At 71.4% G+C, this 26300-nt stretch carries 25 protein-coding genes; 7 read left to right on the top strand and 18 right to left on the bottom strand.

The window, feature by feature from the left end:
- Window positions 1–164 precede the first annotated feature (164 nt).
- From AB5J49_RS39055 to AB5J49_RS39035, 5 genes are all read right to left on the bottom strand, one after another.
- Complete coding sequence (locus tag AB5J49_RS39055; RefSeq protein WP_369175403.1) at window positions 165–2309, bottom strand: SWIM zinc finger family protein; 2145 nt, start codon at window positions 2307–2309, stop codon at window positions 165–167.
- A 275-nt stretch (window positions 2310–2584) separates the two neighbouring features.
- The gene (locus tag AB5J49_RS39050; protein WP_369173616.1) at window positions 2585–5407 is read right to left on the bottom strand and encodes an SNF2-related protein; all 2823 of its coding nucleotides are present in this window, start codon (window positions 5405–5407) and stop codon (window positions 2585–2587) included.
- Window positions 5408–5517: 110 nt separating this feature from the next.
- A complete protein-coding gene (locus AB5J49_RS39045) occupies window positions 5518–6099 on the bottom strand; it encodes a sugar kinase (RefSeq protein WP_369173615.1) in 582 nt (193 codons plus the stop codon).
- Window positions 6096–7265 (bottom strand): ROK family glucokinase, encoded by a 1170-nt coding sequence (locus tag AB5J49_RS39040; protein ID WP_369173614.1) that lies wholly within the window; start codon window positions 7263–7265, stop codon window positions 6096–6098. The genes AB5J49_RS39045 and AB5J49_RS39040 overlap by 4 nt, the downstream gene beginning before the upstream one ends.
- A gap of 238 nt (window positions 7266–7503) precedes the next feature.
- Complete coding sequence (locus AB5J49_RS39035) at window positions 7504–8241, bottom strand: GntR family transcriptional regulator (protein ID WP_369175401.1); 738 nt, start codon at window positions 8239–8241, stop codon at window positions 7504–7506.
- A gap of 129 nt (window positions 8242–8370) precedes the next feature.
- Between AB5J49_RS39035 and AB5J49_RS39030 the strand changes: the two genes are divergently transcribed.
- Entirely contained in the window at window positions 8371–9393 is a 1023-nt protein-coding gene (locus AB5J49_RS39030) for a Gfo/Idh/MocA family oxidoreductase (protein WP_369173613.1), read from the top strand.
- A gap of 89 nt (window positions 9394–9482) precedes the next feature.
- Here the strand turns inward: AB5J49_RS39030 and AB5J49_RS39025 are convergent, their stop codons facing one another.
- From AB5J49_RS39025 to AB5J49_RS39015, 3 genes are all read right to left on the bottom strand, one after another.
- Entirely contained in the window at window positions 9483–10667 is a 1185-nt protein-coding gene (locus tag AB5J49_RS39025; RefSeq protein WP_369173612.1) for a cytochrome P450, read from the bottom strand.
- A 43-nt stretch (window positions 10668–10710) separates the two neighbouring features.
- The gene (locus AB5J49_RS39020; RefSeq protein ID WP_369173611.1) at window positions 10711–11391 is read right to left on the bottom strand and encodes a response regulator; all 681 of its coding nucleotides are present in this window, start codon (window positions 11389–11391) and stop codon (window positions 10711–10713) included.
- Window positions 11392–11532: 141 nt separating this feature from the next.
- Window positions 11533–12780: a sensor histidine kinase gene (locus AB5J49_RS39015; protein WP_369173610.1), complete on the bottom strand. Its 1248-nt coding sequence runs from the start codon at window positions 12778–12780 to the stop codon at window positions 11533–11535.
- Between the two features lie 179 nt (window positions 12781–12959).
- On the opposite strand from AB5J49_RS39015, the gene AB5J49_RS39010 reads away from it, so the two are divergent.
- Complete coding sequence (locus tag AB5J49_RS39010) at window positions 12960–13160, top strand: hypothetical protein (RefSeq protein ID WP_369173609.1); 201 nt, start codon at window positions 12960–12962, stop codon at window positions 13158–13160.
- 60 nt (window positions 13161–13220) lie between these two features.
- Here AB5J49_RS39010 and AB5J49_RS39005 read toward each other — a convergent pair whose 3' ends face one another.
- From AB5J49_RS39005 to AB5J49_RS38995, 3 genes are all read right to left on the bottom strand, one after another.
- Window positions 13221–13607, bottom strand: coding sequence for a ribonuclease domain-containing protein (locus tag AB5J49_RS39005; protein WP_369173607.1), 387 nt, complete (start codon window positions 13605–13607; stop codon window positions 13221–13223).
- Window positions 13608–13762: 155 nt separating this feature from the next.
- Window positions 13763–14389 carry a dihydrofolate reductase family protein gene (locus AB5J49_RS39000; protein WP_369173605.1) on the bottom strand — a complete coding sequence of 209 codons (627 nt, stop codon included), beginning with the start codon at window positions 14387–14389 and terminating at the stop codon, window positions 13763–13765.
- Window positions 14390–14479: 90 nt separating this feature from the next.
- The gene (locus AB5J49_RS38995; protein ID WP_369173603.1) at window positions 14480–15304 is read right to left on the bottom strand and encodes an AIM24 family protein; all 825 of its coding nucleotides are present in this window, start codon (window positions 15302–15304) and stop codon (window positions 14480–14482) included.
- Between the two features lie 224 nt (window positions 15305–15528).
- On the opposite strand from AB5J49_RS38995, the gene AB5J49_RS38990 reads away from it, so the two are divergent.
- Entirely contained in the window at window positions 15529–16275 is a 747-nt protein-coding gene (locus tag AB5J49_RS38990; RefSeq protein ID WP_369173602.1) for an SDR family oxidoreductase, read from the top strand.
- Between the two features lie 136 nt (window positions 16276–16411).
- Here AB5J49_RS38990 and alc read toward each other — a convergent pair whose 3' ends face one another.
- Entirely contained in the window at window positions 16412–17536 is a 1125-nt protein-coding gene (gene alc / locus AB5J49_RS38985; RefSeq protein WP_369173600.1) for an allantoicase, read from the bottom strand.
- 47 nt (window positions 17537–17583) lie between these two features.
- Window positions 17584–18921 carry an allantoinase AllB gene (gene allB / locus AB5J49_RS38980; protein WP_369173598.1) on the bottom strand — a complete coding sequence of 446 codons (1338 nt, stop codon included), beginning with the start codon at window positions 18919–18921 and terminating at the stop codon, window positions 17584–17586.
- Window positions 18922–19170: 249 nt separating this feature from the next.
- Between allB and AB5J49_RS38975 the strand changes: the two genes are divergently transcribed.
- Window positions 19171–19968 carry an IclR family transcriptional regulator gene (locus tag AB5J49_RS38975; RefSeq protein WP_369173596.1) on the top strand — a complete coding sequence of 266 codons (798 nt, stop codon included), beginning with the start codon at window positions 19171–19173 and terminating at the stop codon, window positions 19966–19968.
- A 58-nt stretch (window positions 19969–20026) separates the two neighbouring features.
- Window positions 20027–20335: an antibiotic biosynthesis monooxygenase family protein gene (locus AB5J49_RS38970; RefSeq protein WP_369173595.1), complete on the top strand. Its 309-nt coding sequence runs from the start codon at window positions 20027–20029 to the stop codon at window positions 20333–20335.
- 27 nt (window positions 20336–20362) lie between these two features.
- On the opposite strand, the gene AB5J49_RS38965 is transcribed toward AB5J49_RS38970, so the two are convergent.
- Window positions 20363–20677 carry a DUF5955 family protein gene (locus AB5J49_RS38965; RefSeq protein ID WP_369173593.1) on the bottom strand — a complete coding sequence of 105 codons (315 nt, stop codon included), beginning with the start codon at window positions 20675–20677 and terminating at the stop codon, window positions 20363–20365.
- A gap of 185 nt (window positions 20678–20862) precedes the next feature.
- Between AB5J49_RS38965 and AB5J49_RS38960 the strand changes: the two genes are divergently transcribed.
- Both AB5J49_RS38960 and aceB read left to right on the top strand, forming a co-directional pair.
- Entirely contained in the window at window positions 20863–21465 is a 603-nt protein-coding gene (locus AB5J49_RS38960; protein WP_369173591.1) for an NTP transferase domain-containing protein, read from the top strand.
- Between the two features lie 209 nt (window positions 21466–21674).
- A complete protein-coding gene (aceB, locus tag AB5J49_RS38955) occupies window positions 21675–23300 on the top strand; it encodes a malate synthase A (RefSeq protein WP_369173590.1) in 1626 nt (541 codons plus the stop codon).
- A 4-nt stretch (window positions 23301–23304) separates the two neighbouring features.
- On the opposite strand, the gene AB5J49_RS38950 is transcribed toward aceB, so the two are convergent.
- The 4 genes from AB5J49_RS38950 to AB5J49_RS38935 all read right to left on the bottom strand — a co-directional run bounded on the left by AB5J49_RS38950 (window position 23305) and on the right by AB5J49_RS38935 (window position 25951).
- Window positions 23305–23619: a SelT/SelW/SelH family protein gene (locus tag AB5J49_RS38950; protein WP_369173588.1), complete on the bottom strand. Its 315-nt coding sequence runs from the start codon at window positions 23617–23619 to the stop codon at window positions 23305–23307.
- Entirely contained in the window at window positions 23616–24521 is a 906-nt protein-coding gene (locus AB5J49_RS38945) for a HipA family kinase (protein WP_369173586.1), read from the bottom strand. The genes AB5J49_RS38950 and AB5J49_RS38945 overlap by 4 nt, the downstream gene beginning before the upstream one ends.
- A 79-nt stretch (window positions 24522–24600) precedes the next feature.
- Window positions 24601–25374 carry a tyrosine-type recombinase/integrase gene (locus AB5J49_RS38940; RefSeq protein ID WP_369173585.1) on the bottom strand — a complete coding sequence of 258 codons (774 nt, stop codon included), beginning with the start codon at window positions 25372–25374 and terminating at the stop codon, window positions 24601–24603.
- 22 nt (window positions 25375–25396) lie between these two features.
- Window positions 25397–25951 (bottom strand): hypothetical protein, encoded by a 555-nt coding sequence (locus AB5J49_RS38935; protein ID WP_369173583.1) that lies wholly within the window; start codon window positions 25949–25951, stop codon window positions 25397–25399.
- Window positions 25952–26300 lie beyond the last annotated feature (349 nt).

Here is a 26300-nt window from a genome sequence, read left to right as displayed (position 1 = left end):
TACGGGGCCGCCCCAGCCCTGGCCGCCCGGTCCGTTGCCGTCGGGTGGTCCCGCGCCGGGATCCCGTCCCCCCGTTGCCATGTCGCTTCCCCCGTTCGCTTTCGGAAGTGGCTCGAATGGCGCCGTCCATCATGGCCGTTGCGGGCCACGGCATTTGAACCGGGTCAGCCTTCCGGTGAGGCTCCCATGCCCGTCAGGGCGCCGACCGGGTCGAGGTCCGGGGTGCCGCGCGGCCACCAGTCCTCATGGCCCGGTTCCGATTCGTACGGGTACCAGAGGCCGTCGCGGCCGAGGCGGAGTTGGACATGGCCGCGGGGGTGGGTGAGGTGGTTGTGCCAAGGGCGGAAGGCAGGGAGGTCGGCGGCGAGGAGGAGGGGGCGGGCACGGTCGAAGCGGCCGGCCGGCGGGTCCCAGGGCTCTTCGAGGACGGCGAGGCCTTCGAGGCCGCCCTGGCGCCAGGCGGCGACAGCACGCGCCAGCTCTGCCGGGGTGCGGTCGGCTGCGGAGGCCAGCGAGGCATACAGGGCACGGGTCGCCGCTGTGAGGCCGGAGCCCGGGCGGGCCGCGGCGAGTCGTACCGCGTCCTGCCACAGGGTCAGTTCGGCGACCGGATCTCGGCCGGTGCCGAGCAGGGCGTGCGCGCGGGCGGCCGCGTCGGTCGCCAGCTGGTCCAGTGCGAAGGGGTCCGGGCCGCCCGGTGCCGCCGGGTAGACGGGAGGCTGCTCGGGGTGCGGAGGCACGGGCAACGGGGCTGGGAGAGGAGGCAGTTGGCGGTCCACAGCCAGGGCGTCGGTGGCCCGTACGCCGGGCAGGGGCGACGGTTCCCGTTCCTGTGCGGCACGGGCCGCGCGGGCGGCGCTCAGGCGTGAGAGGGCGTCGAGCAGCTCGCGCTCACCGCGGCCGCGCAGCAGGAGCAGTACGAAGGGGTCGGCGTCCAGCAGGCGCGCGGTCTGGTAACAGAGGGCGGCGGCGTGCTTGCAGGGGTGGCCTCGGTCGGGGCAGCTGCAGTGGGGGTCGAGGTCATCGGGGCCCGGCAGCAGGGGCACCCCGCACTCGGCGAGGGAGTGCGGCATCTCCTTGTCGAGCAACGCCGCTATGTGTCCCGGCCGGTCGGCCGCGGCGTCCAGGAACCGCGCCCAGTCGCCGTCGCCGAGCGTCCGCAACCGCACCTGCACGCGGTACGGCCGCGGACGGCTGCCCCGCACATACGCCAGGACCAGCCCCGGCGTCACGGTGATGGCATCGACGTGCCCCTCCTGTGCGTAGCCGCGTCCGCGGGCGAGCCGCTTGGGATCGAGGGCGCCCTCTTCCAGGGCGGCCACCCAGGCATTGCCCCACCAGGTCTCGGCGAAGCGCGCGTCGCCCGACGAGCGGGGCCCGAACGCCGGGAAGGTACGGCGGAGTTCACCGTCCCGCCCCGGGGCGGCCATGGAACGGGGGACCTGGGGTGTGGCGGGAACGGAAGGCACTGGTCCAGCGTCGCCGCCGAGGGGCGCCGAGGGTACTTCGGGTGGGGGAGCGGGACGAGGGGCGGGCTCGGACGAGTCACCGGGCCCGGAGCGCGCCGAGGGCGTGGCAGGACGGCCAGCGGACTCGGACGGGATACCGGACCCTGAGCGCTGCGAGGATGCTGCGGGGTGTCGGCCCTGTGCTGAACGGGAGTCGGTGAGCGCTGGGGAGACAGAGGGGTCCGGCGCCGACGCGGAGGGGTCCGGGGCCGGCGTCGAGGGCGGGTCGGGGGCGTGGTCGGCCGGGCTGCTTCGGCGCCGCGTGTCCGGATCGAACGTCGCCGAGTCGTCCGTATACGGCTCGTCCATGGGGGGCATCCGGAACGCGTCGGCGAGCAACTCCCTCACCTCACGCGCGCGGAGAGCGGCAGCCCCGCCGACGGCACCACTGCGAACCCGGGGGTCGGTCGAGGCCGGACGTCGCGATCGACGCACGCGCTCCTTGTCCCCGCCCCCTTCTTCGTCCGCCGGGGCCTGCCGCCTCTCCCCGAGGGCCGCCCGCAATGCCTCACGGGCGGCATCACCAGGACGCGCCCCTCGCCGACCGGATGCGGGGTCGGGCACCGGCGGGGCGGGCCGTGCTTCGGTGCCGGGCGGGTCCGCTTCGGCACCAGGCGTTCCGGACCTGCCGGACGCATCGGACGCACCGGTCCCGGCGCCGGCACGGCGCAGTGCCGCTCGGGCCGCGTCACCCGGCCGAGCCCGTGGGCGCTCATCCCGCTCACCCCTGTCCGGAACCGGCTCCTCGCCGCCAGACTCCCCCTGCGGCAGACCCCGGCCCTCGGAGGAACCCTCCGGCACCCCCTCGCGCCGCTCCCGCGCGGCCCGGAGCGCTCGGCGTACCGCGTCGGCCGGGCGGGCCTCGGACGATCGGCCCGGCTGCTCCTGAACCGGCGTCCGATCCGCATCCCGCCCGGCGTCGAGCTCGGCGGCAGCCACGTCTTCGTCCTGCCAACTCGCCGGATCCGGACGGCCACCAGCACTCGAAGCAGCGTCACGGCTCCCCTCACCGGCGGCACGCGCAACACCGTCACGGCTCGCCCCACCTCCCGCGCTCCCCCGCTCCACCGGCCCCGTCATGACGTCCTCCGCAGCGACACGAGGTCCGAGAGTTCACGGCCCGTCAGTTCCGTGAGGGCCGATTCGCCGGAGCCGAGGATCGCGTCGGCCAGGGCCCGCTTGGACTCGAGCATCTCCGCGATGCGGTCCTCGACCGTGCCCTCGGTGATGAGGCGGTGGACCTGGACGGGCTGGGTCTGGCCGATGCGGTAGGCACGGTCGGTGGCCTGTTCCTCGACGGCCGGGTTCCACCAGCGGTCGAAGTGGACGACATGGCCCGCGCGGGTCAGGTTCAGGCCGGTGCCCGCCGCCTTGAGGGACAGGACCAGGACCGGCGTCGCGCCGCTCTGGAAGCGGTCCACCATGTGTTCGCGTTCCGGAACCGGCGTACCGCCGTGGAGCAGCTCCACCGGGACCGCCCGGGCGGCGAGGTGGGAGGCGATCATCCGGGCCATCCCCACGTACTGCGTGAAGACCAACGCCGACCCGTCCTCGGCCAGCAAGGTGTCCAGCAGTTCGTCCAGCAGGGTCAGCTTGCCCGAGCGCGCGGACAACCGCTCGGTCGCCGCGGCTTCGGCTTCCTTCAGGTACAGCGCCGGGTGGTCGCAGATCTGCTTCAGTGACGTCAGGAGCTTCAGCACCATGCCCCTGCGCGCCATGCCCTCGGCCGTCTCGATGGCGTACATCGACTCGCGCACCACCGCCTCGTAGAGCGCGGCCTGTTCCCGGGTGAGCGGGACCGGGTGGTCCGTCTCGGTCTTGGGTGGCAGCTCCGGGACGATACCGGGGTCGGACTTCTTGCGGCGCAGCAGGAAGGGCCGGACCAGGCGGGCCAGCCGGGCCACCGCCTCCTCGTCCTCGCCGTTCTCCACCGCGCGTGCGTGCCGGGCGCGGAAGGACTTCAGCGGGCCGAGCAGGCCCGGTGTCGTCCAGTCGAGCAGGGCCCAGAGTTCGGAGAGGTTGTTCTCGACCGGAGTGCCGGTCAGCGCCACGCGCGCGGGCGTCGGGATCGTGCGCAGGGCCTTCGCCGTCGCCGAGTACGGGTTCTTGACGTGCTGTGCCTCGTCGGCGACGACCATGCCCCAGGTGTGCTGGGCCAGCGTCGGTGCCGTCGACCGCATCGTGCCGTACGTGGTGAGGACGAAGCCGCCGTCCATGTCCTCCAAGGTGCGGTCCGGGCCGTGGAAGCGGCGGACGGGGACGCCGGGCGCGAAACGGGTGATCTCCCGCTGCCAGTTGCCCAGCAGGGATGCCGGACAGACCACGAGGGTCGGGGTCGTCCGGGCGCGCTTCAGGTGCAGGGCGATGACGGTGATCGTCTTGCCGAGTCCCATGTCGTCGGCCAGGCAACCGCCGAGCCCCAAGGACGTCATGAGGTCCAGCCAGGCCAGGCCCCGGAGTTGGTAGTCCCGCAACGTCGCCCGCAGTCCCGGCGGCGGTTCGGCCGGGCCCACCCCCGCCGTCAGCCGGTCGCGCAGGGCCGCCAGGGCGCCGGCCGGCACCGCCTCGACCGTCTCCCCGTCGACCTCCGCGCTGCCGGTGAGGGCGACGGACAGCGCGTCTACCGGGTCGAGCAGGCCCAGTTCGCGTTTGCGGGCTTTGCGGACGAGGGCAGGGTCGACCAGCACCCAGCGGTCCCGCAGCCGGACGACCGGGCGGTGCGCCTCGGCGAGCGCGTCCATCTCGCCCTCGGTGAGCGGGTCGCCGCCGATCGCCAACTGCCAGCGGAACTGGAGCAGTTCCTCGCTCTCGAAGAAGCCGGTGCCGTCGGTCGCGGAGCCCGGCGCCGGCCGTACGACCGCGGCCGCGCTCAGGTCGTGCGCCAGGTCCCGGGGCCAGTGCACCGCCACCCCGGCCGCCGCGAGCCGGGTCGCCGCGACGCCCAGCAGATCGCCCAACTCCTCGTCGGACAGGGCCAGCACATCGGGCGCGTCCTGCTCGGACAGCCGGTCGAGCGGGGCCCATACCCGGGCCGCGCGCCGCACCGCCAACGCCGCGTCCACCCGCGCGCGTGGCCCGAACGCCGCGTCCGCCTCGCCCGACCACAGGGCGGCCGCGTCGGCCACCAGGGTGGGGTCGGCGAGGCTGTGCACCTGGACGACGGCCGCGCCCGCGCTGCGCACGCCGGCACTCCCGGCGTCGAAGAGGTCGTACGCCGACAGGTCCAGGCGCAGCGAGATCCGCACGCCCGCGTCCATGCCGGCGGCGACCTCGGCCGCCCAGTCGTGGGCACCGGGCAGGCGCTGGGCCTCGCGCGCGGCGAAGGGCTTCCCCGAGACATGCGGTGCGGCGGGGGTGCGGGGCAGGGTGTCCGCGACCGCGTCCAGGAAGGAGCGCATCAGTGCCTCCGGCTCGGGCAGCCGCAGCGGACCCGGGCCGGTCAGGGGGACCGCGTGGCCTTCGTACGGCAGGGCCGCGGCGACCGCTCGCAGGTGCGCGATGTCGTCCGGGTCGAGCGGGCCGGCCCGCCAGGCGTCGTGGCCGGTGGGGGTCAGGCCGGGCAGCAGCCGACCGCGGGCGGTGAGCCGGAGCGCGTGCAGGGCGGCCGCGCCCCAGCAGGCGGTGGCGGGGTGGGCGGCGGGGTCGCGCCGGGCGCGCACGAGCAGCGGCAGCGCCTCGGTGAGCGGCAGGGACAGCGCGGGGGTGGTCCTGCGGCGGACTCCGGCTCCATGACGCCGTACGACAGTGAGTTCGGTGTCCTCGGCGGGCAGTGGGCCGTCCTCGGGATCCCAGAAGGCCATCCGCCCCTCGCGCGGGAGGGGGGCGGGCAGGAAGACGGCAGCGAGCCGGACGGGGACGGCCTCCCCCGCACGCTCGGCCACCGCGGCCCTGTCGCTCATATGCCCTGCCACCTCCCGCCCTCGAGTCGGATCAACCGTCTTCGACTCTACGGGCGGGGTCTGACAATCGGCCCCGGCGACCGGCGCGGGGCGCAAACCTCACGGGGTGATCAAGGAACCGTGCGCGAGACGACGTACACGAACGGGTTGGCCGGGTCGGACATGTTCATGACCACGTCCTGGGTGGGTGCCGGGTTCTTCTGCTTGTGGGTGAAGCCGTACCACGGGCCGGGGCCCGTGAAGTCCCAGCCGGTGACCTTCTGGTCACGGGCGCTGATGGTGACGGCGTCCCGCTTCAGTTCGTCCCGGCTGACGCCCATGGTCCTGAAGAACCAGTCCAGGTTCGCGTCGGCCGTCTGGAACTGGACATAGAGACGGCTGGTCTTCCAGTTGTTCGTCTCGTAGTACGCGACGTTGTACGACCAGTCCGGGACCGGGATCTGGTACAGGCGGCGCTGGACCTTCGACGGCCAGTGCGGGGTGAGCCCGGTCGCCGAGTACTTCTCCTCCTTGTCCTTGCCGCTGTCGCGACTCTGGTTGGCGGAGATCACCAGATAGCCGGCCGGTACGCCGATAAGCAGCCCGATGATGAGCAGGGTGATCGCCCTGCGGCGGATCATGTGGCGGCGGTCCTCGGCCGGCGGCTGCGGCTCGTCAGGAGAGTCGGCCTGGCGGGGTACGGTCACGGTCACGCCGACCCCTGCGATGCCCGGCGGGCCTCGGCGAACCGCGCATAGCGCTCGTAGCGCTCCACCCGGCGCCGGTTGGCGCGGCGGAAGCGGCGGGCGACCAGGCGGGCCAGGTCCGCGGCGCCGACCATGCCGGCCTCGGGGCCGAGCTGGGCCCGGGTGACACGGGCCTCGGGGCGGTAGCCGCGGCCCGTGAGGTGGCGCTTGAAGGCGTCCCGCGCGGGGCCGATCAGCAGGTCGTCGGCGGCCGACACACCGCCGCCGATCACGAAGCAGGACGGGTCCAGGGCGGCCGCGAGATTGGCGATGCCGACGCCGAGCCACTGCCCGATGTCCTGCAGCAGCTCGATGCACATCGCGTCACCCTCGCGGGCCAGCTCAGTGATCATAGGGCCGGTGATGTCGCCGATGTTGCCCTTGACGTGCTCGATGATCCCGTACGCCACCGGCGAGTCGGCGGCGGCCAGCTCGCGCGCCTCCCTGACCAGCGCGTTGCCGGAGCTGTACTGCTCCCAGCAGCCGCGGTTGCCGCACGGGCAACGGTGACCGCCGGGCACGACCTGCATATGGCCGAACTCGCCGGCGACGCCGTACTTGCCGCGCTTGACCTGTCCGTCCTCCAGGATCGCGCCGCCGATGCCGGTACCCAGCGTGATCATGACGAGGTGGTCCTCGCCACGGCCGGCACCGAAGCGCCACTCGGCCCAGGCGGCCGTGTTGGCGTCGTTGTCGACCAGGACGGGCACGGCGAGGCGGCCCGCGATGCGGTCGCGCAGCGGCTCGTTGCGCCAGGACAGGTGGGGCGCGAACAGGACGCGGTTGCGGTCGGCGTCGACCCAGCCGGCCGCGCCGATGCCGACGGCGTGCACATCGTGGCGGTCGGACAGGTCCAGGACCAGCTCGACGATCGTGTCCTCGACGACCTTCGGGCTCTTGGACTTGTCCGGGGTCTCCGTACGGAGCTTCTCCAGGATGTTGCCGTCGGCGTCCACGACGCCCGCCATCACCTTGGTGCCGCCGATGTCGATGCCCACGGTCGGCACCCGGGGCGCCGACAGGTGTGAGCGGCGCTCCCGGGGGCCGACCGTGCGGAGCGCTGGCGCGCGGCGGGAGCCGATGGGGGCGCTGCCCGTCCGGGCGGGGAAAGCGAGGTCGCGGTAGGTGCTCATCAAGGCCCGATTGTGCCTCACCGACGGGGCCGGTGCCGTGCGGGGGAACAATGGGATGGTTCACGACGTACGCCGTCTACAGGTCGTATGCGGCTGCTCGCGCCCGTGCGGCGGAGCCGCATATCGGCACAGCCCCGTGCCCCTTGAGAGGCGTTGCGGTTCAGGACGCCGCATTGTCCTGACATTGCTACGTACCAGGCGGTCTATCGCGCCTGGTCAGGGGCGTATGAGCCGCCGTTCATGACCGTACGAGCAGCTGGAACTCGAAGGAGTAGCGGCTCGGCCGGTACGTGTGTGTGCCGTACTCGACCGCCCGGCCCGTGTCGTCGAACGTGACGCGTTGCATCGTAAGAAGCGGGGCGCCCTCCTCCTCCGCGAGGCGCTCGGCCTCGACGGCGGTGGCCGCGCGGGCGCCGATGGTCTGGCGGGCGCTGTGCAGGGTGATGCCGGCGGCGCGCATCAGGCGGTACAGGCCCGTGGCCTCCAGCTGCGCGGTGCCCAGATCGATCAGTGCGGGCGGCAGGAAGTTGCACAGGTACGCCATCGGCTCGCCGTGCGCGAGGCGCAGCCGCTCGACCCGGTGCACGTCGCTGTCCTCGGCCACCCCGAGCGCCGCCGCGACCTCGGCGGACGCCGGGACGACGGTGTTGACGAGCACCTTGGTCGCCGGGCGCTGGCCGGCCGACTCCAGGTCGTCGTAGAGGCTGCTGAGCTCCAACGGGCGCTTGACCTGGCTGTGCACGACCTGGGTCCCGACGCCTCGGCGGCGCACCAGCAGACCCTTGTCGACCAGCGACTGGATGGCCTGGCGGACGGTCGGCCGGGACAGGCCGAGGCGTGCGGCGAGTTCGATCTCGTTGCCCAGCAGGCTGCCGGGCGTGAGCGCTCCGTGCTCGATCGCGGCTTCGAGCTGCTGGGAAAGCTGGAAGTACAAGGGCACCGGACTGCTCCGGTCCACACTGAGCTCGAGTTCCACGGTCGGATCCACTTCTGGTTTCGGCACGGGCCGAGCGTAGCTCTACGCGTTGTTGACGGGAAGTAGTGTAGTTCGATTGTCCTGACATATTCATTGACAGCGTGCACACTGAACCCGCACTTTGTTTCCATGCGCATCGGGGTCATCGGTACGGGCCGCATCGGCACGATCCACGCCAACACGCTGAGCCGCCACCGCGAGGTCGGCTCCCTGATCCTCACGGACGCGGACGGCGCGCGCGCCCAGGAGCTGGCGCGGCGCCTGGGTGAGACGGCGGCACCCGGAGTGGACGAGATCTTCAGGTGGGGCGTGGACGCGGTGGTGATCACCACGGCGACGTCGGCCCACGCCGAACTGATCGGTCGGGCAGCACGGGCGGGACTCCCGGTGTTCTGCGAGAAGCCCATAGCGCTCGATCTGCCGGGCACCCTGCACGCGATCGGGGAGGTGGAGACGGCCGGGACGATTCTCCAGATGGGTTTCCAGCGCCGCTTCGACCCGGGGTACGTGGGCGCGCGCGAGGCGGTGCGGTCCGGGCAGCTCGGGCGGTTGCACACCGTGCGGGCGCTCACCAGCGACCAGGAGCCGCCGCCGGCCGAGTGGCTGCCGCTGTCCGGCGGGCTGTACCGGGACACGCTGATCCATGACTTCGACGTACTGCGCTGGGTGACCGGGCGCGAGGTCGTCGAGGTGTACGCGGCCGGGTCGGACGCCGGGCCCGCGATGTTCCGTGAAGCGGGCGACGTGGACACGGCCGCGGTGGTGCTGACGCTGGACGACGGCACCCTCGCCACGGCCACGGCGACGCGGCTGAACGGCGCCGGGTACGACGTACGCATGGAGCTGGCCGGGGAGTTGGACCAGATCGTGGTCGGTCTCGACGACCGTACGCCGATCGCGTCCACCGAGCCGACCGGGCCGCCCGCGGCGGACAAGCCGTGGTCGGGGTTCCTGGAGCGGTTCGGGCCGGCGTACGAGGCGGAGCTGAACGCGTTCGTGGAGGTGGTGCGCGGGGAGCGGGCCAATCCCTGCGACGGGCGGGAGGCCTTGCAGGCGTTGCGGATCGCGGAGGCGTGCGAGTTGTCGCGGCGCGAGCGCAGACCGGTCGCGCTCGCGGAGATCGCGGGCGGGGCTCAGGCCACGGATCTGTGAAGGCCTACCCCGACGCGAGGGCCGGCCACGACGCCAAGCCCGGCCACGACGCAAGGGGCGACACCCGGCCGGTCTCCGCGGCTCTGCCGCTACCAACGCACCGGCAGACTCCGCACCCCACGCATCAGCACCCCCGGCAGCCACTCCCCCGGCGCCCCGTCCAGGGCCAGGTCCGGAGCGCGCTCCAGCAGGGACCGTATCGCCGTACGGGCCTCCAGGCGGGCCAGGGGTGCGCCCAGGCAGTAGTGGATGCCGTGACCGAACGCCAGGTGGCCGCGGGCGTCGCGGTGGATGTCGAAGCGGTCCGGAGCGGGGAAGCGGGCCCCGTCGCGGTCGGCGGCGGTGAGGCCGACCATCACCGACTCGCCTTGGGCGATGGGTACTCCGGCGATCTCCAGGGGCTCGGCGGCGAATCGGAACGTCCCGTTCTCCACCGGGCCCTCGTAGCGCAGTGCTTCCTCGATCGCGGCGTCGAGCAGGGTCATGTCGGCGCGCAGGGCGGCCAGTTGGTCCGGGTGGGTGAGCAGGGCGTGGACGGCGTTGGTGATGAGGTTGACCGTCGTCTCGTGGCCCGCAATCAGCAGGACGAAGGCCATGCCGCGCAGCTCCTGAGCGGAGAGCCGGTCGCCGTCCTCGGCGGTGGTACGGATCAGGTCGCCCAGCAGGTCGGCGCTCGGCCCGGCCCGGCGCTTGTCCTCGATCAGCTCGGTGAGGTACTCGGCGAGGCGTACGAAGGCGTCGTACTCGCTCTCCTCACTCGTCGGCGCGACGGCCTCCGTGGACAGCTTGCGGAACTCCGTGCGGTCCATCTCCGGCACGCCGAGCAGCTCGCAGATCACGGTGATCGGCAGCGGGTAGGCGAGCGACTCGACGAGGTCGGCCCGGCCGTGCGGCAGCGTCGCGTCGAGCAGGTCGTCGGTGATCTGCTGGACCCTCGGCCTGAGTTCCTCGACGCGGCGCATCGTGAACGCGCGCGTGATGAGGCCGCGCAGGCGGGTGTGCTGGGGCGGGTCGGCGACCAGTAGGTACTTTCCGATCAGCTGCTCGTCGAGGAACGTCACCCCGATCTTGCTGCCGTCCTTGGCCAGCCGTGGGTCGGCGAGCGCCGCGCGCGCCTCCTCGTACCCGACGATGAGCCAGGTCACGTGGTGAGCGTCCGGCGCCTGCAGCCGCACCCGATGTACCGCGCCACGCTCTCGCAGCCGCTCGTACACGGGGTGCGGGTCGCTGCGGAACTCGTCGCCGTACTCCCCCAGGTCGATCACTTCTGTCATGAGATCCCCCTCCCACCACACCGAGAACGCACAGCGGCCGCGTCTAGTGCCCGTCCTCCTCCAGTTCCTCCAGGAGTCCCGCGTCGTACGCCAACAGGGCGATCTGCACACGGTTGTTGAGGGCGAGCTTGGCCAGGACGCGGGAGACGTGGGTCTTGACGGTGGCGACGCTCATGAAGAGCTCCGCGGCGATGTCGGCGTTGGACAGGCCCCGGCCCACCGCGACGGCGACCTCGCGTTCGCGGTCGTTGAGGGCGGTGAGCCGCGCGCGTGCGCCTGCGCGGCGCGTGTCGGCCGCGGTGCCCGCCGCGCGGTCCATCAACTGGCGGGTCACCGTGGGCGACAGGACCGGGTCCCCGGCCGCGACCCGGCGCACCGCGTCGACGATCTCGGCGGGCGGTGTGTCCTTGAGTACGAACCCGGCGGCGCCGGCGCGCAGAGCGCGCAGCACCTGCTCGTCGGCGTGGAAGGTGGTCAGCAGCACGACCTGCGGGGCGTCCTTCCTGCCGCGCAGCCGCTCCGTGGCGGTGAGGCCGTCGACCGACGGCATCCTGATGTCCATCAGGACCACGTCCGGCCGGGTCCGGTCGACCAGCGTCTCGACCTCGCCGCCGTCGGCCGCCTCCCCGACGATCTCGATGTCGTCGGCGCCGCCCATCATGAAGGACAGGCCGGCTCTGACCAACGGGTCGTCGTCGACGAGGAGCAGTCTGATCGCAGTCATGTGCCTTACGTAATCACGGTTGTACGGCGTGCAGGTCCAGGACGGCGAGGACCGCCCCTCGACCGCGCGGGCGCACTCCGTGATGTGTGCCGCGCCGCACGCGCGCGTGGGGGCCAGGCGTCACCCCCCGCTTCCCCCGACTCACCCCCAGGGCAGCCAGGCCCGCACCTCGAACCCCCCGTCCGCCACCGGCCCGTGCTCCAGGCGGCCGCCCGTCAGCGTGGCCCGTTCCGTCAGCCCGATCAGGCCCTGCCCCGAGCCGGGAACATGGGGAACCTCGCCCTCGGGCACGGGGTTGCGCACCGCTACCGACAGGCCCTCGCCGGGTGCGCCGGTCACCGTCAGCGTGACCTCCGTACCGGGCGCGTGCTTGCGGGCGTTGGTCAGGCCCTCCTGGGCGATGCGGTAGGCGGTACGGCCCACGGAGGCGGGGACGCCGGCCGGTTCGGTGACGCGCTGGTCGAGGGTCACCTTCATGCCGGCCTCGCGGGACTCGGTGACCAACGCCTCCAGCGCCGCGAGGGTCGGCTGCGGCCGACCGGCGTCGTCCGGGTCACCCGCCCGCAGTACACCGATGATCTCCCGTAGGTCCTGGAGGGCTTCGTGGGCGCTCTCCCGGATGACGCCCGCCGCCCGCACGATCTCCTCACGGGGCGCGTCGGGCCGGAACTCCAGTGCGCCCGCGTGCACGCTGAGCAGCGTCAGCCGGTGGGCGAGGACGTCATGCATCTCGCGGGCGATCGCCTCCCGGGCGAGCCGCTGGGCCTGCTCGGCACGCAGCCGTGCCTCCGTCTCGGCACGCCGGGCGCGGTCGCGCAGGCTCAGCATGAGCTGCCGTTTGGACCGTACGAACATGCCCCAGCCGACCACCCCGCCGGTCAGCACCAGCCCGAGGGCGACCGCCAAGAGGTACGGCGTCCCGGGGTCGGGGCGCAGCCAGTAGAACAGCGGGTTCAGCAGCAGGGAAACCCCGCCCACCCAGGCCACATAGCGGAAGGGCCGGTGCACGGCCAGCGTGAACAGGGCGACGACGAACGCACCGCCCGCGGTGTTCGACACGAAGCTGACCGGGACCATCACCACGGCGAGCCCGACCGGCCAGCGGCGCCTCAGCCACACCGCGCCGCAGGAGAGCGCGCCGAGCAGTTGGTCGACGGTGGCGAGGCTCTTCGGGATGTCCTCGTCCAGCAGCGTCTCGGCGCTCGTCAGACCGATCAACACGGCCAGGAGGAAGCAGCAGAAGTCGACCACCCAGTCGCGTGCGGTACGCCGGGGCCGCCGACCGGAGCGTTCACCGTCGGGGTCGAGCTCCTTGACCAGGGCCGAGGGCAGCAGCCAGCGCTGCCTCACGAAGGCCTGCTGCGCGGGCTCCGGCTTGTCACCACTCACGGTCGACAAATTTACGCAGTACCGGGCCCTGGTGCGGCTCCTCGGGCACGATCGACGACCAAAGTCGCGGCACCGGAGACCTTGGTCGCGGCGGGCCGCCGTGCAGCGTGGACTTCCGTCGGGCATGGCTCGCCCCGCGGCCGATTGGCGTGGGGGGTCCGCGGGGCGAGAGTCATGGCATGAAGCAGTTGCTGGAGATCCTTGGATTCCTCGCCCTGGTGCAGGGCGTCGCGGGCCTGGTGCACGAGTTCACCGACTGGCATTGGGGACTCGTGCAGCGGATCGGCTTCCTCGACGGCTTCGAGATCTACGCGAGCGTCGCACTGCTGGTGCTGGCGTTCGCGCTGTTCGCCGCCGCCGAGAGCCGGAAGTCCGGTTGAGCACGGACCGGACTCCCGGCTGGTCGCACCGTTCCTCGGCGCCGACCGTGGACTACGGACTCAGCAGCTGTAGTTGATCAGGTCGAACGACTCGTAGTGGTCGGCCGTGTAGTAGTCCTCCTGGTTCTCCTCACCGGTGACGATCCGGCGAGCTCCGCGCGTAGACGAACCGGGCGTGATGACCGTGTACTCGTGGTAATACCCGGACGACTGGCTGGGCAGGATGCCTTCCCGGTTCGAGAAGACGGTGCCGTCCTGCGAGAACGGGTAGGGGCCGCCCTGTGCGATCAGGTCGAGCGTGTCGTGCGCCTGGGAGGGCAGGGCGCCGTAGCAGATGCTGCCGACCGCGGCGGCCGCCGGAGTTGCGGTGACGGTGCCGCCGACGAGGAGGGCGGACAGGACGGCGGCTGCGGCGCCGATGCGAGTGATTCGTGGGGGGAATCTCATGCCCTCATGATGACGCGCGTAGACAGTGGCATGTCAATGTCAAGGCCGGAGATTTTCCCGGCAAGTCCGATGAGTTTTCGGGAAGTTAACGTACGCCCCGGCGTTCTCACCCGATCTCCACGAGGTGGCCGGGCGAGAACGCCGCGGACGGGTCCTCACGGGTTCTCGGGGAGCTCGAACGAGCCGTATTCGGGGCGGCCCGCAAGGTCGTACGAATGGATGGCGACGCCCTTGCTCGTGGTACGCCCGGCGGTGTGCCTGAACGCGGTGGGCACGGCGCCCTCCCCGAACAGGCGGTGGCCCGTGCCCAGCACAACCGGGAAGGTCAGCAGGTGGAGGGTGTCGACGAGGTCGAGGGCCAGCAGGGACCTGACCAGGGCGCCGCTGCCGTGGACCTGGAGCTCGCCGTCGGTGCGCTCCTTGAGGGCGGTGACCTCCTTGGCGAGGTCCCCGCCGACCACCGTGGTGCCGGCCCACGCGGGGTCCGTCAGCGTCGAGGAGGCGACGTACTTCGGCAGGGCGTTGAGCCTGGAGGCGACCGGGTCGGCCGGGTCGGTCACCTTCGGCCAGAACGCGGCGAAGATGTCGTACGTACGGCGCCCGAGGAGGAAGGCGGCCGGGCGTGTGAAGACCTCGTTGATGAACTGACCGAAGTCGTCGTCGGCGTACGGAAAGCTCCAGCCGCCGTGCTCGAAGCCGCCGCGGGTGTCCTCCTGGGGGCCGCCGGGCGCCTGGTAGACGCCGTCGAGCGTGACGAAGAGGGTGGAGACGAGCTTGCCCATGAGGAGTGCCTCTTTTCCGGGGGTGGGATCTGCTGTCATCACCTCAGACCCCACCGGCACCCGCAACTCATCGGTCGGCCGGGTGCCGACTCAGCCCGCGTTCGTCGAGAACATCCCGCCCGTCGGGCCCTGCTTGTCGCCGCCCTGGGCCTTCTTCAGGGCGTTGGCCAGGCTCTCGATGGTCAGGGACTGCAGGATGACGCGGCCGTTGCCCTCGAGGGTGGCCAGGGAGAGGCCCTCGCCGCCGAAGACGGCGTTCATCAGGCCCTGCCGGTTCAGGCCGCCGACGCGCTGGACGCCGTACTGGATGCCCTCCTCGAAGGCGACGACGCAGCCCGTGTCGACCTCGATGCGGCCGCCGAAGTCGGCCGGGTTGAGGTCGATGAAGTTGCCCGCGCCGGCGATGATCACCGTGCCGTGCCCGGTGAACCTCTCCAGGACGAAGCCCTCGCCGCCCTTCATACCGGTCCTGCCGCCCTGGAAGGCGATGCCGAAGTCGACGGTGGACTCGGCCGCGACGAAGGCGTCCTTCTCGGCGAACCACGCGCGCGTGCCGTCGAGCTCCAGTGCGCGCATCTCGCCCGGGAGTACGCCCGCGAAGCCGACGGTGCCCTCGCCGCCCTGGGACGTGAAGTACTGGAACGCGATCGACTCGCCCGCCAGGACGCGCTGGCCGACCTGCATGGCGGTGCCCATGGCCTGGCGCAGCATGCCGCCCATGCCGCCGCCGGCACCGGCGCTCGGGCCGCCTTGGGGCTGTTGGCCGTTCGACGGGCCGGTCAGGCGGGTCTCCATGGTCACGTTCGTGGTCTTGAAGAGGAACTTGCCCGCCTCGCAGTACACGGTCTGACCGGGCCGCAGGCTGACGACCGCCATCTGCATGGCGTTGCCGACGATTTCTTGCTGAAGAGTCACGTGGAGGGAACGAGGGAACCGGAGCAAAGAGTTCCATCCTGTTCTGAATAGTTCCACCCTGTTATGAAAGGTTCCGGTGTGTTCTGACCGGTACCGCCGTGTTCCGAAGGGTCACGTCGGATTCCGCCCGGGTCCCGTTTCCCCCCGATCTCGGTGTCCGTTCGCCGCCAGCACTTCGGGCCGCGCGGCGCTGGGATGGACCCATGACAACCACTTACGGACCCATGACAACCACTCACGAAACCCTGCACGGCAAGGTCGCCCTGGTCACCGGCGGCAGCCGCGGCATCGGCGCGGCGACGGCCCTGCGGCTCGCGCGGGAGGGCGCGGACGTCGCCGTGACCTACGTCAGCGGCAAGGAGGCGGCCGAGGAGGTCGTACAGGCCGTTCAGGCGCTGGGACGGCGGGCCGTGGCCCTGCGGGCGGACTCCGCGGAGGCGACCGAGGCGGCGGACGCGGTGAGGCGTACGGCGGAGGCGCTGGGGGGCCTGGACGTGCTGGTGAACAACGCCGGGGTCGGCGTGCTGGGTCCCCTGGAGGGCCTGTCGCTCGCGGACGTGGACCGGGTCCTCGCCGTGAACGTCCGGGGCGTCTTCCTGGCCTCACAGGCAGCGGCCGCCCGCATGGCGGCAGGAGGTCGGATCATCACGATCGGCAGCTGCATGGCCCAGCGCGTGCCGGGCCCCGGCGGAACGCTCTACACGACCAGCAAGTCGGCCCTGATCGGCCTGACGAAAGCCCTGGCCCGTGAGCTGGGCCCGCGCGGCATCACGGCGAACATCGTCCACCCCGGTCCCATCGACACGGACATGAACCCCGCCGACGGCCCGTACGCGGCCGGCCAGGCGGCGATGACCGCCCTGGGGCGGTTCGGGGCGGTCGACGAGGTGGCGGCGACGGTGGCGTATCTGGCCGGGGCGGACTACGTCACGGGCGCCGAGTTCGCGGTGGACGGGGGCCACGCGGCGTGACGTGACGTGGGGCGCACCAGCGCTGTCCAGCCGGTGCGCCCCACGGGTTCAGCGGGCTCACGGGTTCAGCGGGCCCACGGAGTCAGCGGGCCCCGAAGTCAGCGGGCCCACGGGTCCTTCGGGCCCCAGGGGCGTTTCAGCCGCCCAGCTCCTGATGGCGAGCCGCCAGCCCCGTCGCCCCCTGTTCGGTCAGCGAGCCGTGCAGCCGCAGGCGGGAGATGCCGCCGTCCGGGAAGATGTCCACGCGCGCGTGCGTGCCGACGGCGGGGGTCGGCAGGACGAAGCGGTGGTTGGTGTCGGGCTGGAGGCGGGTGCGCGGGAGGATCTCGGTCCACTCGCCGGCCCCACTCTCATCGGCATCCTTCACCGAGACCGACGCCCAGCCCGCGCTGTTGCCCTTCAGGTACGCCGTGTCGATCTCGATCGCCCGGATCTGGGACTGCGCCACCAGCCGGTAGCGGATCCAGTCGTTGCCCTGGTCGCGGCGTCGGCGCGTCTCCCAGCCGTCGTCCATCTTGCGGGAGCGGCCCGGCTGGATGGTGTTCGTGGCGGGCGAGTAGAAGAGGTTGGAGGCGTCCTCGGCCTGGCCGCCGTTCTCCAGGGCGACCACGTCGAAGGTGCCGAGCACCTCCAGCCACCGCGGGTCCGGTGCCACCTCGCCGTACACGCGCAGGCGCGCGATGCCGCCGTCGGGGTGCTGGTTGACCCGCAGGTGGGTGAAGCGCTGTTCGACGGCGATGGAGAAACCATTCTCCGCATGCCCGCCCACCGGCGTGCGCGGCACCAGCGGGGTCCACTTCACGTCGTCCGCCAGCAGTTCCTCGGGCGACGGAGAGCCCGGCACCGAGGCGCCCTCGATGGACACCGCCTGCGGGTAGTTGCCGCGGAAGTGGGCGGTGTCGACGACGATCCCGCGGATCACCCCGGGCGCGCCGAGGCGCACCAGCGCCCAGTCGTGGTCCTCGGCCGTCGGCCACGGGTGCTCGGCGGAGGCGCCGCGCCGCCGCCGGGTCTCCCAGCCGTCCATGATCTTGCCCTTGTGCCCGAAGTGCTCGGGGTCGAACTCGGCTCGCTCGGGCACCAGCAGGTTCTCGCGCTGGGCGAAGAACTCGTCGTTGGCGGCGACGACACCGGCGCCGAGCCGGCGGTCGGCGAGGTTGGCGTACTGGGTGAAGGGGAAGTCGGCGGTGCGGTAGTCCGCGTACGGGTCGCCGCCTCCGTAGGGGTTCGCGTCGCCAGTGAAGCTGGGTATCGCCGTCACGAGGTGTGCCTTTCAGGAATCGGCCGCTGCGGGTGCGGGAGAGTCGGTCAGAGGGCGCGGGTGAGCAGGTGGCCCTTCGGGTCGGTGAACTCGCCCTCGGCCACGATGCGTTCGCCGCGCAGCCAGGTGGACTTCACGACGCCGTACAGGGTCTTGCCCGCGTACGCCGTCACACGGTTGCGGTGCTGGAGGGCGGCCGGGTCCACGGTGAACGTCTCGTCGGGCGCGAGGACGGCGAAGTCGGCGTCGCGGCCCGCCTCGATGGCGCCCTTCTGATCCAGCCCGACGAGCTGCGCCGTCCGCGCGGACATCCAGCGGACCACGTCCTCCAGACCGTGCCCGCGCCTGCGGGCCTCGGTCCACACCGCCGCCAGGCTCAGCTGGAGTCCGGAGATACCGCCCCAGGCGGTCGCGAAGTCGTCCGTCTTCAGATCGGCCGTGGACGGCGAGTGGTCGGTCACCACGCAGTCGATCGTGCCGTCGGCCAGCGCCTGCCAGAGCAGGTCCTGGTTGGCGGACTCACGGATCGGCGGGCAGCACTTGAACTCGCTGGCGCCGTCCGGGACTTCCTCGGCCGTCAGGGTCAGGTAGTGCGGGCAGGTCTCGACGGTGATCCGTACGCCGTCCCGCTTGGCCTCGGCGATCAGCGGCAGCGCGTCGCTCGACGAGAGGTGGAGTACGTGCACGCGCGCGTGGAGACGCTTCGCCTGGTCGATCAGCTGGGCGATCGCCGTGTCCTCCGCGTCACGCGGGCGCGAGGCCAGGAAGTCGGCGTACTTGGGGCCGCCCTGCTGCGGGGCGACGTCGAGGTGGTGCGGGTCCTCGGCGTGCACGATCAGCAGGCCGCCGAAGGAGGCGATCTCGGCCAGCGACTGGGCGAGCCGGTCCTGGTCGAGGTGCGGGAACTCGTCGACGCCGGACGGCGACAGGAAGGCCTTGAAGCCGAAGACCCCGGCCTCGTGCAGCGGGCGCAGGTCCTTGACGTTGTCGGGCAGGGCGCCGCCCCAGAAGCCGACGTCGATGTGCGCCTTGTCGGCGGCGACGTCCTGCTTGGTGCGGAGGTTGTCGACCGTCGTGGTGGGCGGGAGGGAGTTGAGCGGCATGTCGACGAGGGTGGTGATGCCGCCGGCCGCCGCGGCGCGGGTGGCGGTCCAGAAGCCCTCCCACTCGGTGCGGCCGGGGTCGTTGACGTGCACGTGCGTGTCGACCAGGCCGGGCAGCAGGACGTCGTCGCCGAGGTCCTCCAGCCGGGCACCGGCCGGAACCTCGGCGTCGTACCCGAGTACGGCCGTGATCTTGCCGGCGGAGACCGCGACCGATGCGGCCCGCGTCCCCTCCGGGGTGATGACGCGCGTCGAGCGCAGCACCAGTTCGACGTCGGACACCCGAACCCCTCTCTGCCGCCGTTAACTTCCGCGTAACGGAATTCAACTTTCTGTTGAAGGAGTCTCCGCTCCCGTTTCCGTGCCGTCAAGAGCACACTTCTCCACAGTGCACCCGCCCCATACACTCTGGACGTTTCCACAAAGCGGAATTAGAATTCCAGCAAGCAGAACGTAGCTACGTACAAGCGGGGAGTCAACCGACTGGCGGGTAGGCTTGCGCCCTCCCACCGGTCCCGAAAGGAACGCGCCGTGCCGACGTCCAGCGCCAGCACCACCGACTCCGCCAGGCCCAACAGTGGCGGTGTCCAGTCCCTCGAGCGCGCTTTCGACCTGCTGGAGAGGATGGCCGACGCGGGCGGCGAGGTCGGCCTGAGCGAGCTGTCCGCGAGCAGCGGGCTGCCACTGCCCACCATCCACCGCCTCATGCGCACGCTCGTCGCGTGCGGATACGTACGCCAGCAGCCCAACCGCCGCTACGCCCTCGGCCCGCGCCTGATCCGCCTCGGCGAGTCCGCCGCCCGGCTCCTCGGCACCTGGGCCCGGCCCTACCTCGCCCGACTGGTCGAGGAGACCGGCGAGACGGCGAACATGGCCCTGCTCGACGGCGACGAGATCGTGTACGTCGCCCAGGTGCCGTCCAAGCACTCGATGCGCATGTTCACCGAGGTCGGCCGGCGCGTGCTGCCGCACTCCACGGGTGTCGGCAAGGCGCTGCTCGCCGGGTTCCCGCCGGAGGAGGTGCGTGCCCTGCTGTACCGCACCGGCATGCCCGCCGCCACGGAGAAGACGATCACCACCCCGGACGGCTTCCTGGCGGCCCTGGAGGACGTGCGGCGCAACGGCTACGCGGTCGACGACAACGAGCAGGAGGTCGGCGTCCGCTGCCTCGCGGTCTCGGTCCCCAACTCCCCCACCGCGGCCGCCATTTCGATCTCGGGCCCGGCGGGCCGCGTCACGGAGGCCGCGACGGACAAGATCGTGCCGATGCTGCAGCAGGTGGCCATAGAGCTGTCCGAGGCGCTGGCGACCTCGACTCCGACGGCGTAGATCCGCGGGCGCGCCTACCCTGGGGGCGGGGGACCATCGACACAGCGAGGTGGCCACCATGCTGCAGGAGAACAAGCACTGGTCCTCGGGACGGTGGCAGGTCAAAGAGGGCAGCGCCGACGAGGTCATCCAACGCTGGCGGGAATTCCTCACCTGGACCAAAGAAGCACACCAGGGGTTCCTCGGGGCCCGGCTGATCCGGGACCTCAGGAACCCGACGTCCTTCGTTTCCTTCGCCACCTGGCAGGACCTCGACTCGATGCGCGCCTGGCAGGGCGATCCCGAGTTCAAGGAGCGCTTCGACGCCGCCTACGTCCTGTGCGAGGACATGCAGAGCAGCGGCTACGAGACGGTCGTCGACATCTGAGCGCGGGGCATGCGGGCCGGCCACGGTTCAGCGGCGCGGCGGTTCCCCGAACAGGTCCACCGCGTCGCGTACGTCCGACAGGCCCCGGGACAGCGCGCTGACCGACCCGATCGCGCCGGCGATCAGCAGCAGCGACCTGCGCAGTCGCGGAATCTCCGGCGCCCCGTCGATCATCATCGCGGCCAGCGTGCCGAGTTCGTCCTCGGCGATGGCCCGGTCGGGGAACTCGGAGGGATGCGCGGCGAGTTCGCGGCGCAGACGGGACACCGCCGTCCGCAGTTCCGCCACCCTCGGGTCCTCGTCGCTGCCCGTCACCGGCCTCTGTCCCAAGCTCCGCAACACAGCACTCCCCCCTCGCACGCCGTTGTGCGCCCGTAGTCCCGCTCCCCCGTCGAGCCCCCTGGTATTGGTCGGGCGCCGGGGACGCGGGTCAGTAAACGCCACCCGTGCCGGGCGCGCCACCGTACGGACCGAAATTCAGCCCAACGAAACCCGGCGCACCCGCGGACGTCAGGTATGCAGGACGTATGACGGAGAAAGAAGCACCCCCGGTCGCCGGTCTGCTCCTCGCCGCGGGCGGTGGACGACGGCTCGGCGGACGGCCCAAGGCACTCCTGCGGCACCGCGGCCGGCCGCTCGTCGAGCATGCCGTCGGGGTGCTGCGCGCGGCCGGCTGTGCCCGCGTGCACGTGGTGCTGGGCGCACAGGCCGCCGCGGTGCGGGAGCGGGCGGAGTTCGGCGACTGTGTGCTGGTGGAGAACCCCGACTGGGCCGACGGGATGGGGTCCTCCCTGCGCGCCGGGCTCGACTCGCTCGCCGGCACGGGGGCGAGGGCGGCACTCGTCTCGCTCGTCGACCAGCCCGGCATCGGGGAGGAGGCGGTCGCGCGCGTGCTCGCCGCGTACGAGGACGAGACGTCTCTCGCCTCGGCCGCCTACGACGGCGTACGCGGGCATCCCGTTCTCTTCGGCGCCGCCCACTGGGCGGGCATCGCGGCGACTGCGACCGGCGATCGAGGGGCACGCGCCTATCTGAAGGAGCGTGAGGAGGCGATCCGTCTCGTCGAGTGCGGGGATGTGGCGCGGCCTTACGACATCGACACGGAGGCCGATCTCGCCCACCTTGAGTAAGGGAGGTGGCACCCAGAGCCACGTTCCCTCGACTCAGAGAATCTCGACATCAACAAACGATTGAACTTCCACCATGAGGAAACTAGTATCCACTGTTCAGAAGCGCCCGTCCGCTCCACGGGCGTTCCTCGTCGTATCCGGGAAGACTGGCACCCGGTGCCAAAGCTCGACCGCTCGTCTTCGTAGTTCGCTGAAGGAAGTGACAGCTCATGTCCGCACCAGCGCCGTCCCCGCTGGCCATCGTCGACGCCGAGCCCCTGCCCCGGCAGGAGGAGGTCCTCAACGAGGCGGCCCTCGCCTTCGTGGCCGAGCTGCACCGCCGGTTCACGCCCCGGCGTGACGAGCTCCTCGCCCGCCGTGCGGAGCGTCGCGCCGAGATCGCCCGTACGTCCACGCTCGACTTCCTCCCCGAGACGGCCGCGATCCGCGCGGACGACTCCTGGAGCGTGGGCCCGTGCCCGCCCGCGCTGCAGGACCGCCGGGTGGAGATCACCGGCCCGACCGACCGCAAGATGACCATCAACGCCCTCAACTCGGGCGCGAAGATCTGGCTCGCGGACTTCGAGGACGCCTCGGCGCCCACCTGGGAGAACGTGATCCTCGGCCAGGTGAACATGGCCGACGCCTACACCAGGAACATCGACTTCACGGACGAGCGCACCGGCAAGTCGTACGCCCTGCGCCCGAACGAGGAGCTGGCGACGGTCGTCATGCGCCCCCGCGGCTGGCACCTGAACGAGCGCCACCTCGTCGACGCGGACGGCACCCCGGTCCCCGGCGCGCTGGTCGACTTCGGCCTGTACTTCTTCCACAACGCCCAGCGCCTGCTGGACCTCGGCAAGGGCCCGTACTTCTACCTCCCGAAGACGGAGTCGCACCTGGAGGCCCGCCTCTGGAACGAGGTGTTCGTCTTCGCGCAGGACTACGTCGGCATCCCGCAGGGCACCATCCGCGCGACCGTGCTGATCGAGACGATCACGGCGGCGTACGAGATGGAGGAGATCCTCTACGAACTCCGCGACCACGCCGCCGGGTTGAACGCCGGCCGCTGGGACTACCTGTTCTCCATCGTCAAGAACTTCCGTGACGGCGGCGCCAAGTTCGTCCTGCCGGACCGCAACGCGGTGACGATGACGGCCCCGTTCATGCGGGCCTACACCGAACTCCTCGTCCGCACCTGCCACAAGCGCGGCGCGCACGCGATCGGCGGCATGGCGGCGTTCATCCCGTCCCGCCGGGACGCCGAGGTCAACAAGGTGGCCTTCGAGAAGGTCCGCGCCGACAAGGACCGCGAGGCCGGCGACGGCTTCGACGGCTCCTGGGTCGCCCACCCCGACCTGGTTCCGATCGCCATGGAGTCCTTCGACAAGGTCCTCGGCGACAAGCCGAACCAGAAGGACCGCCTGCGCGAGGACGTCCACGTCGAGGCGGCCGACCTGATCGCCGTCGACTCCCTGGAAGCCAAGCCGACGTACAACGGCCTGATCAACGCCGTGCAGGTCGGCATCCGTTACATCGAGGCGTGGCTGCGCGGCCTCGGCGCGGTCGCCATCTTCAACCTCATGGAGGACGCGGCCACCGCCGAGATCTCCCGCTCGCAGATCTGGCAGTGGATCAACGCGGGCGTCGAGTTCGAGAACGGCGAGAAGGCAACCCCGGAGCTGGCCCGCAAGGTCGCCGCCGAGGAACTGTCCGCCATCCGCGCCGAGATCGGCGAGGAGGCCTTCGCGGCCGGCCACTGGCAGCAGGCCCACGACCTGCTCCTGGAGGTCTCCCTCGACGAGAACTACGCGGACTTCCTGACGCTGCCGGCGTACGAGCAGCTGCGGGGCTGAGCCCTCAGGAAGCCGGTTTGTCCGAGTGGCCCAGGGACTTGCCCGGGGCCACTCGGTCGCGTACGGCCTGCTTCACGGCCGTGGGCTCCGGGAAGCCCTGTTCCTTGCGGTCCCATACGACCTCGTCGTCGACGCGGACGACGAAGACGCCGCCCGTGCCGGGCTTCAGCGCCAGCTCGGACAGCTCCGCCTCGAAGGTCGTCAGCAGCTCCTGTGCCAGCCATGCCGCGCGGGGCAGCCAGCGGCACTGGGTGCAGTACTCGATCTCGACGCGCTGAACGTCCGCCAGCTCGATGTCGATCCACTGTTCATCCGTCACCCGAGGTGCACCGACCAATCCTGTTCCGCGGCCGGCTTGCCGTGCAGGTCGGGGACCCGCTTCAGCCACTGCGGCCGGCCTTCCTGTGTCTTCGCCGCCCGTTGGGCCTCCTCGGCGGCGAGTTCCTCCCGGCTGGGGAAGTCCGTGGGCAGCCACCGCTGCGAGGCGCGCACGCGCGCGTGGAGGTAGGTCACGTAGGCCTCGCGTGCCTCGCCGGGGGTGGCGAAGCCGGTGAGCCAGGCGTCCGGCACCTCCGCGACGATCTCGCGCAGCAGTTCCTCCGTCACCCTGGGCCTCAGTTCCGCGTCCGCGGCGCGCACGTCGGGCCCGTAGTGGCCGAGGGCGTGGTGGCGGAAGTCGTACGCCTTCTCCGGGTCCGAGCCGTCCCAGCGGTGGTGGAAGACGAGGGCGGCGCCGTGGTCGATCAGCCACAGGCGGGGCGGCACGGTCCCGAGCGTCGGCCAGACCATCAGGTTCGAGCTGTGCACCGTACGGTCGACGTTGGTGGTCAGGGCGTCAAGCCAGACGATCCGGCCCGCCTGAAGAGGGTCGACGCGGAAGGCCTTGGCGACGTCCGGGGTGAAGTCCACCGCGCCCGGCAGGTAGTCCATGCCGAGGTTGACGCCCGCGCTGGCCGCGTGCAGCTCCCGCACCTCCTGGTGGGGCTCGCTGTCCGCGATCGCCGGGTCGAAGTGGACCAGGACCAGCTCGGGGAAGCGCAGGCCGAGTGCGCGGGCCAGTTCACCGACGATCACCTCGGCGACCAGCGCCTTGCGGCCCTGGGCGGAGCCGGTGAACTTCACGACGTACGTGCCCAGGTCGTCGGCCTCGACGATGCCGGGGACGGAGCCACCAGACGTCAGAGGCGCGATGTAGCGGGTTGCGGCAACCTCTCTCAGCATCTTCCAAGGCCCTGCGTCTTGTTTTCCTTATATTTCACGGCGAACTCCAAGGTGGCGCGATCCGGGAAAACCTCCCCGATCAGCCCTGGGGAGAATCTGGGGAGTTTCGGCTGGCATGCTCATCACCCTGCCTCCCCAGCAGTCCGTCGATGGCGGTGCGGCCCTTGCTTCCGGCCTCCGGCATGAAGTGAGCATTGTAACCAAGCGTGACAGCCGGGGACGAGTCCCCGAGCCATCGCGCCAGCGTCACCACGGACTCCCCCGCCTCCAACATGATCGAGGCGTAGGTGTGCCGCAACACGTGGAAGCCGTCCTTCGGCGCCGCCTCCCACTGCCAGTCCTTCGCACCCTTCGCGCGCGGCGGAATGATGCCGGCCTTGGCCAACGCCGGTTTCCAGGTGCAGGTGTTCCACGTGTTGACCGCCACGGCGTTGCCGAATCGCGTAGTGAGCAGGAGGGAGAACTTCTTCCGCTGCTTGTCCGCGTCCGGCTTTCCCCACGGAAGTTCCACCTCCACCGGGGGGAACGCGTCGACGTGACGCTTCAGCTCCTCAGCCACCGAGAGGGGCATGTCGACGATGCGTGTCTTGGCGCCCTTCGGCAGAGCGAAGTGCAACCTCCCGTTGATTGCCTGAACTTGGCGACGAACATGGAGGACACCTCGGGCATAGTCGATGTCCTCCGGGCTCAGTCCAAAGAATTCACCCTGCCGAAGTCCGCACCCCAGTCCGAGTACGACGGATATCCGGTGCCGAGGGCTGACCACGTCCCGGACATGGAGCGCCCTCTCCAGCAACCACGCTTCGCGTCGCTCCTTCGTCACCTTCGGCCACCGCACGGATTTCGCGTGCATGGGGTTCCTGGGGAGCCGCTGGTCATCGACGGCCGCCTCCAATGAACTCCGGTACGAGCCCGCGCCTTCGGGCCATCTCCAGCCCGGCCGCACCCGGCTTCGGCACCGGTGTCGTCCGTGACGGGCCGCGCCCGGCCGGAGCAGCCGGCACCGGCGGCGTACGAACCTCGCCGAACAGCTCCGCCCACCGAGCCCGAAGTGCCTCCGCCGCCGCCTGGATCTGCACGTCGTCCGCGTCCTCCTCGACCGTCGACAGCAGACGCTCCGCGTCCACCAGGTCATCGCCCGACGCGCCCAGCGCCACCAGAGCCGCACGGCGCAGCGCCGCCCGCTCCCGCCCGGCGGCCAACTCCTCACGGCGAGCCGCCTGCAACTCCCTCTCCTGGGCCGCTTGTTCGCGGCGCTCGACCTCGGACAGCGCTGCCTGCTCGACCTCACGCTGCTCGGTGACGAACTCCGTCAACGCCTTCGGTGTGTCGAATCCCAGCGTGGTCAACAGGCGCTTGATCGCGGCGCGTTCACCCTGCGCCTTCTCCCTCGTGAGCATCTTGCCCAACCGGTCCTGGGTGACCGTCACCTGCTGCTCCTGGCCCCCCGCCATCACCGGCGTCGTCCAGGTGGTCGTTCGTCTCGTCCTCCGACGAGGCACCGAGTATCGGGAAGATCGGCCGCCCGTCACGGCGGTGGCCGACAGGGCCGCTATTCGGCAGGGGCCGGACCATGCAACTCCTCCGGTGCGCGCCCCCGCGCTAACGATCAGTGTAGCCACCGGCGCCACCCGGAGCACCGCTGGAATACCTCAGCCCGTCCATCCGATCTCGCGTACCTCGATCGCCCCGGCGTGCGGCATGTACTGGATCCAGCAGCGCGGCCCGAATGCCTCGCGAATCTCCTCGACGCTGCCAGGGTCACGCACATCCGGACAC

Origin of the sequence: Streptomyces sp. R28, assembly GCF_041052385.1 — a bacterium.
Lineage (GTDB): Bacteria > Actinomycetota > Actinomycetes > Streptomycetales > Streptomycetaceae > Streptomyces.
The sequence above is the reverse complement of the archived record's forward strand: the minus strand, read 5'-3'. Positions and strand labels throughout refer to the sequence as shown.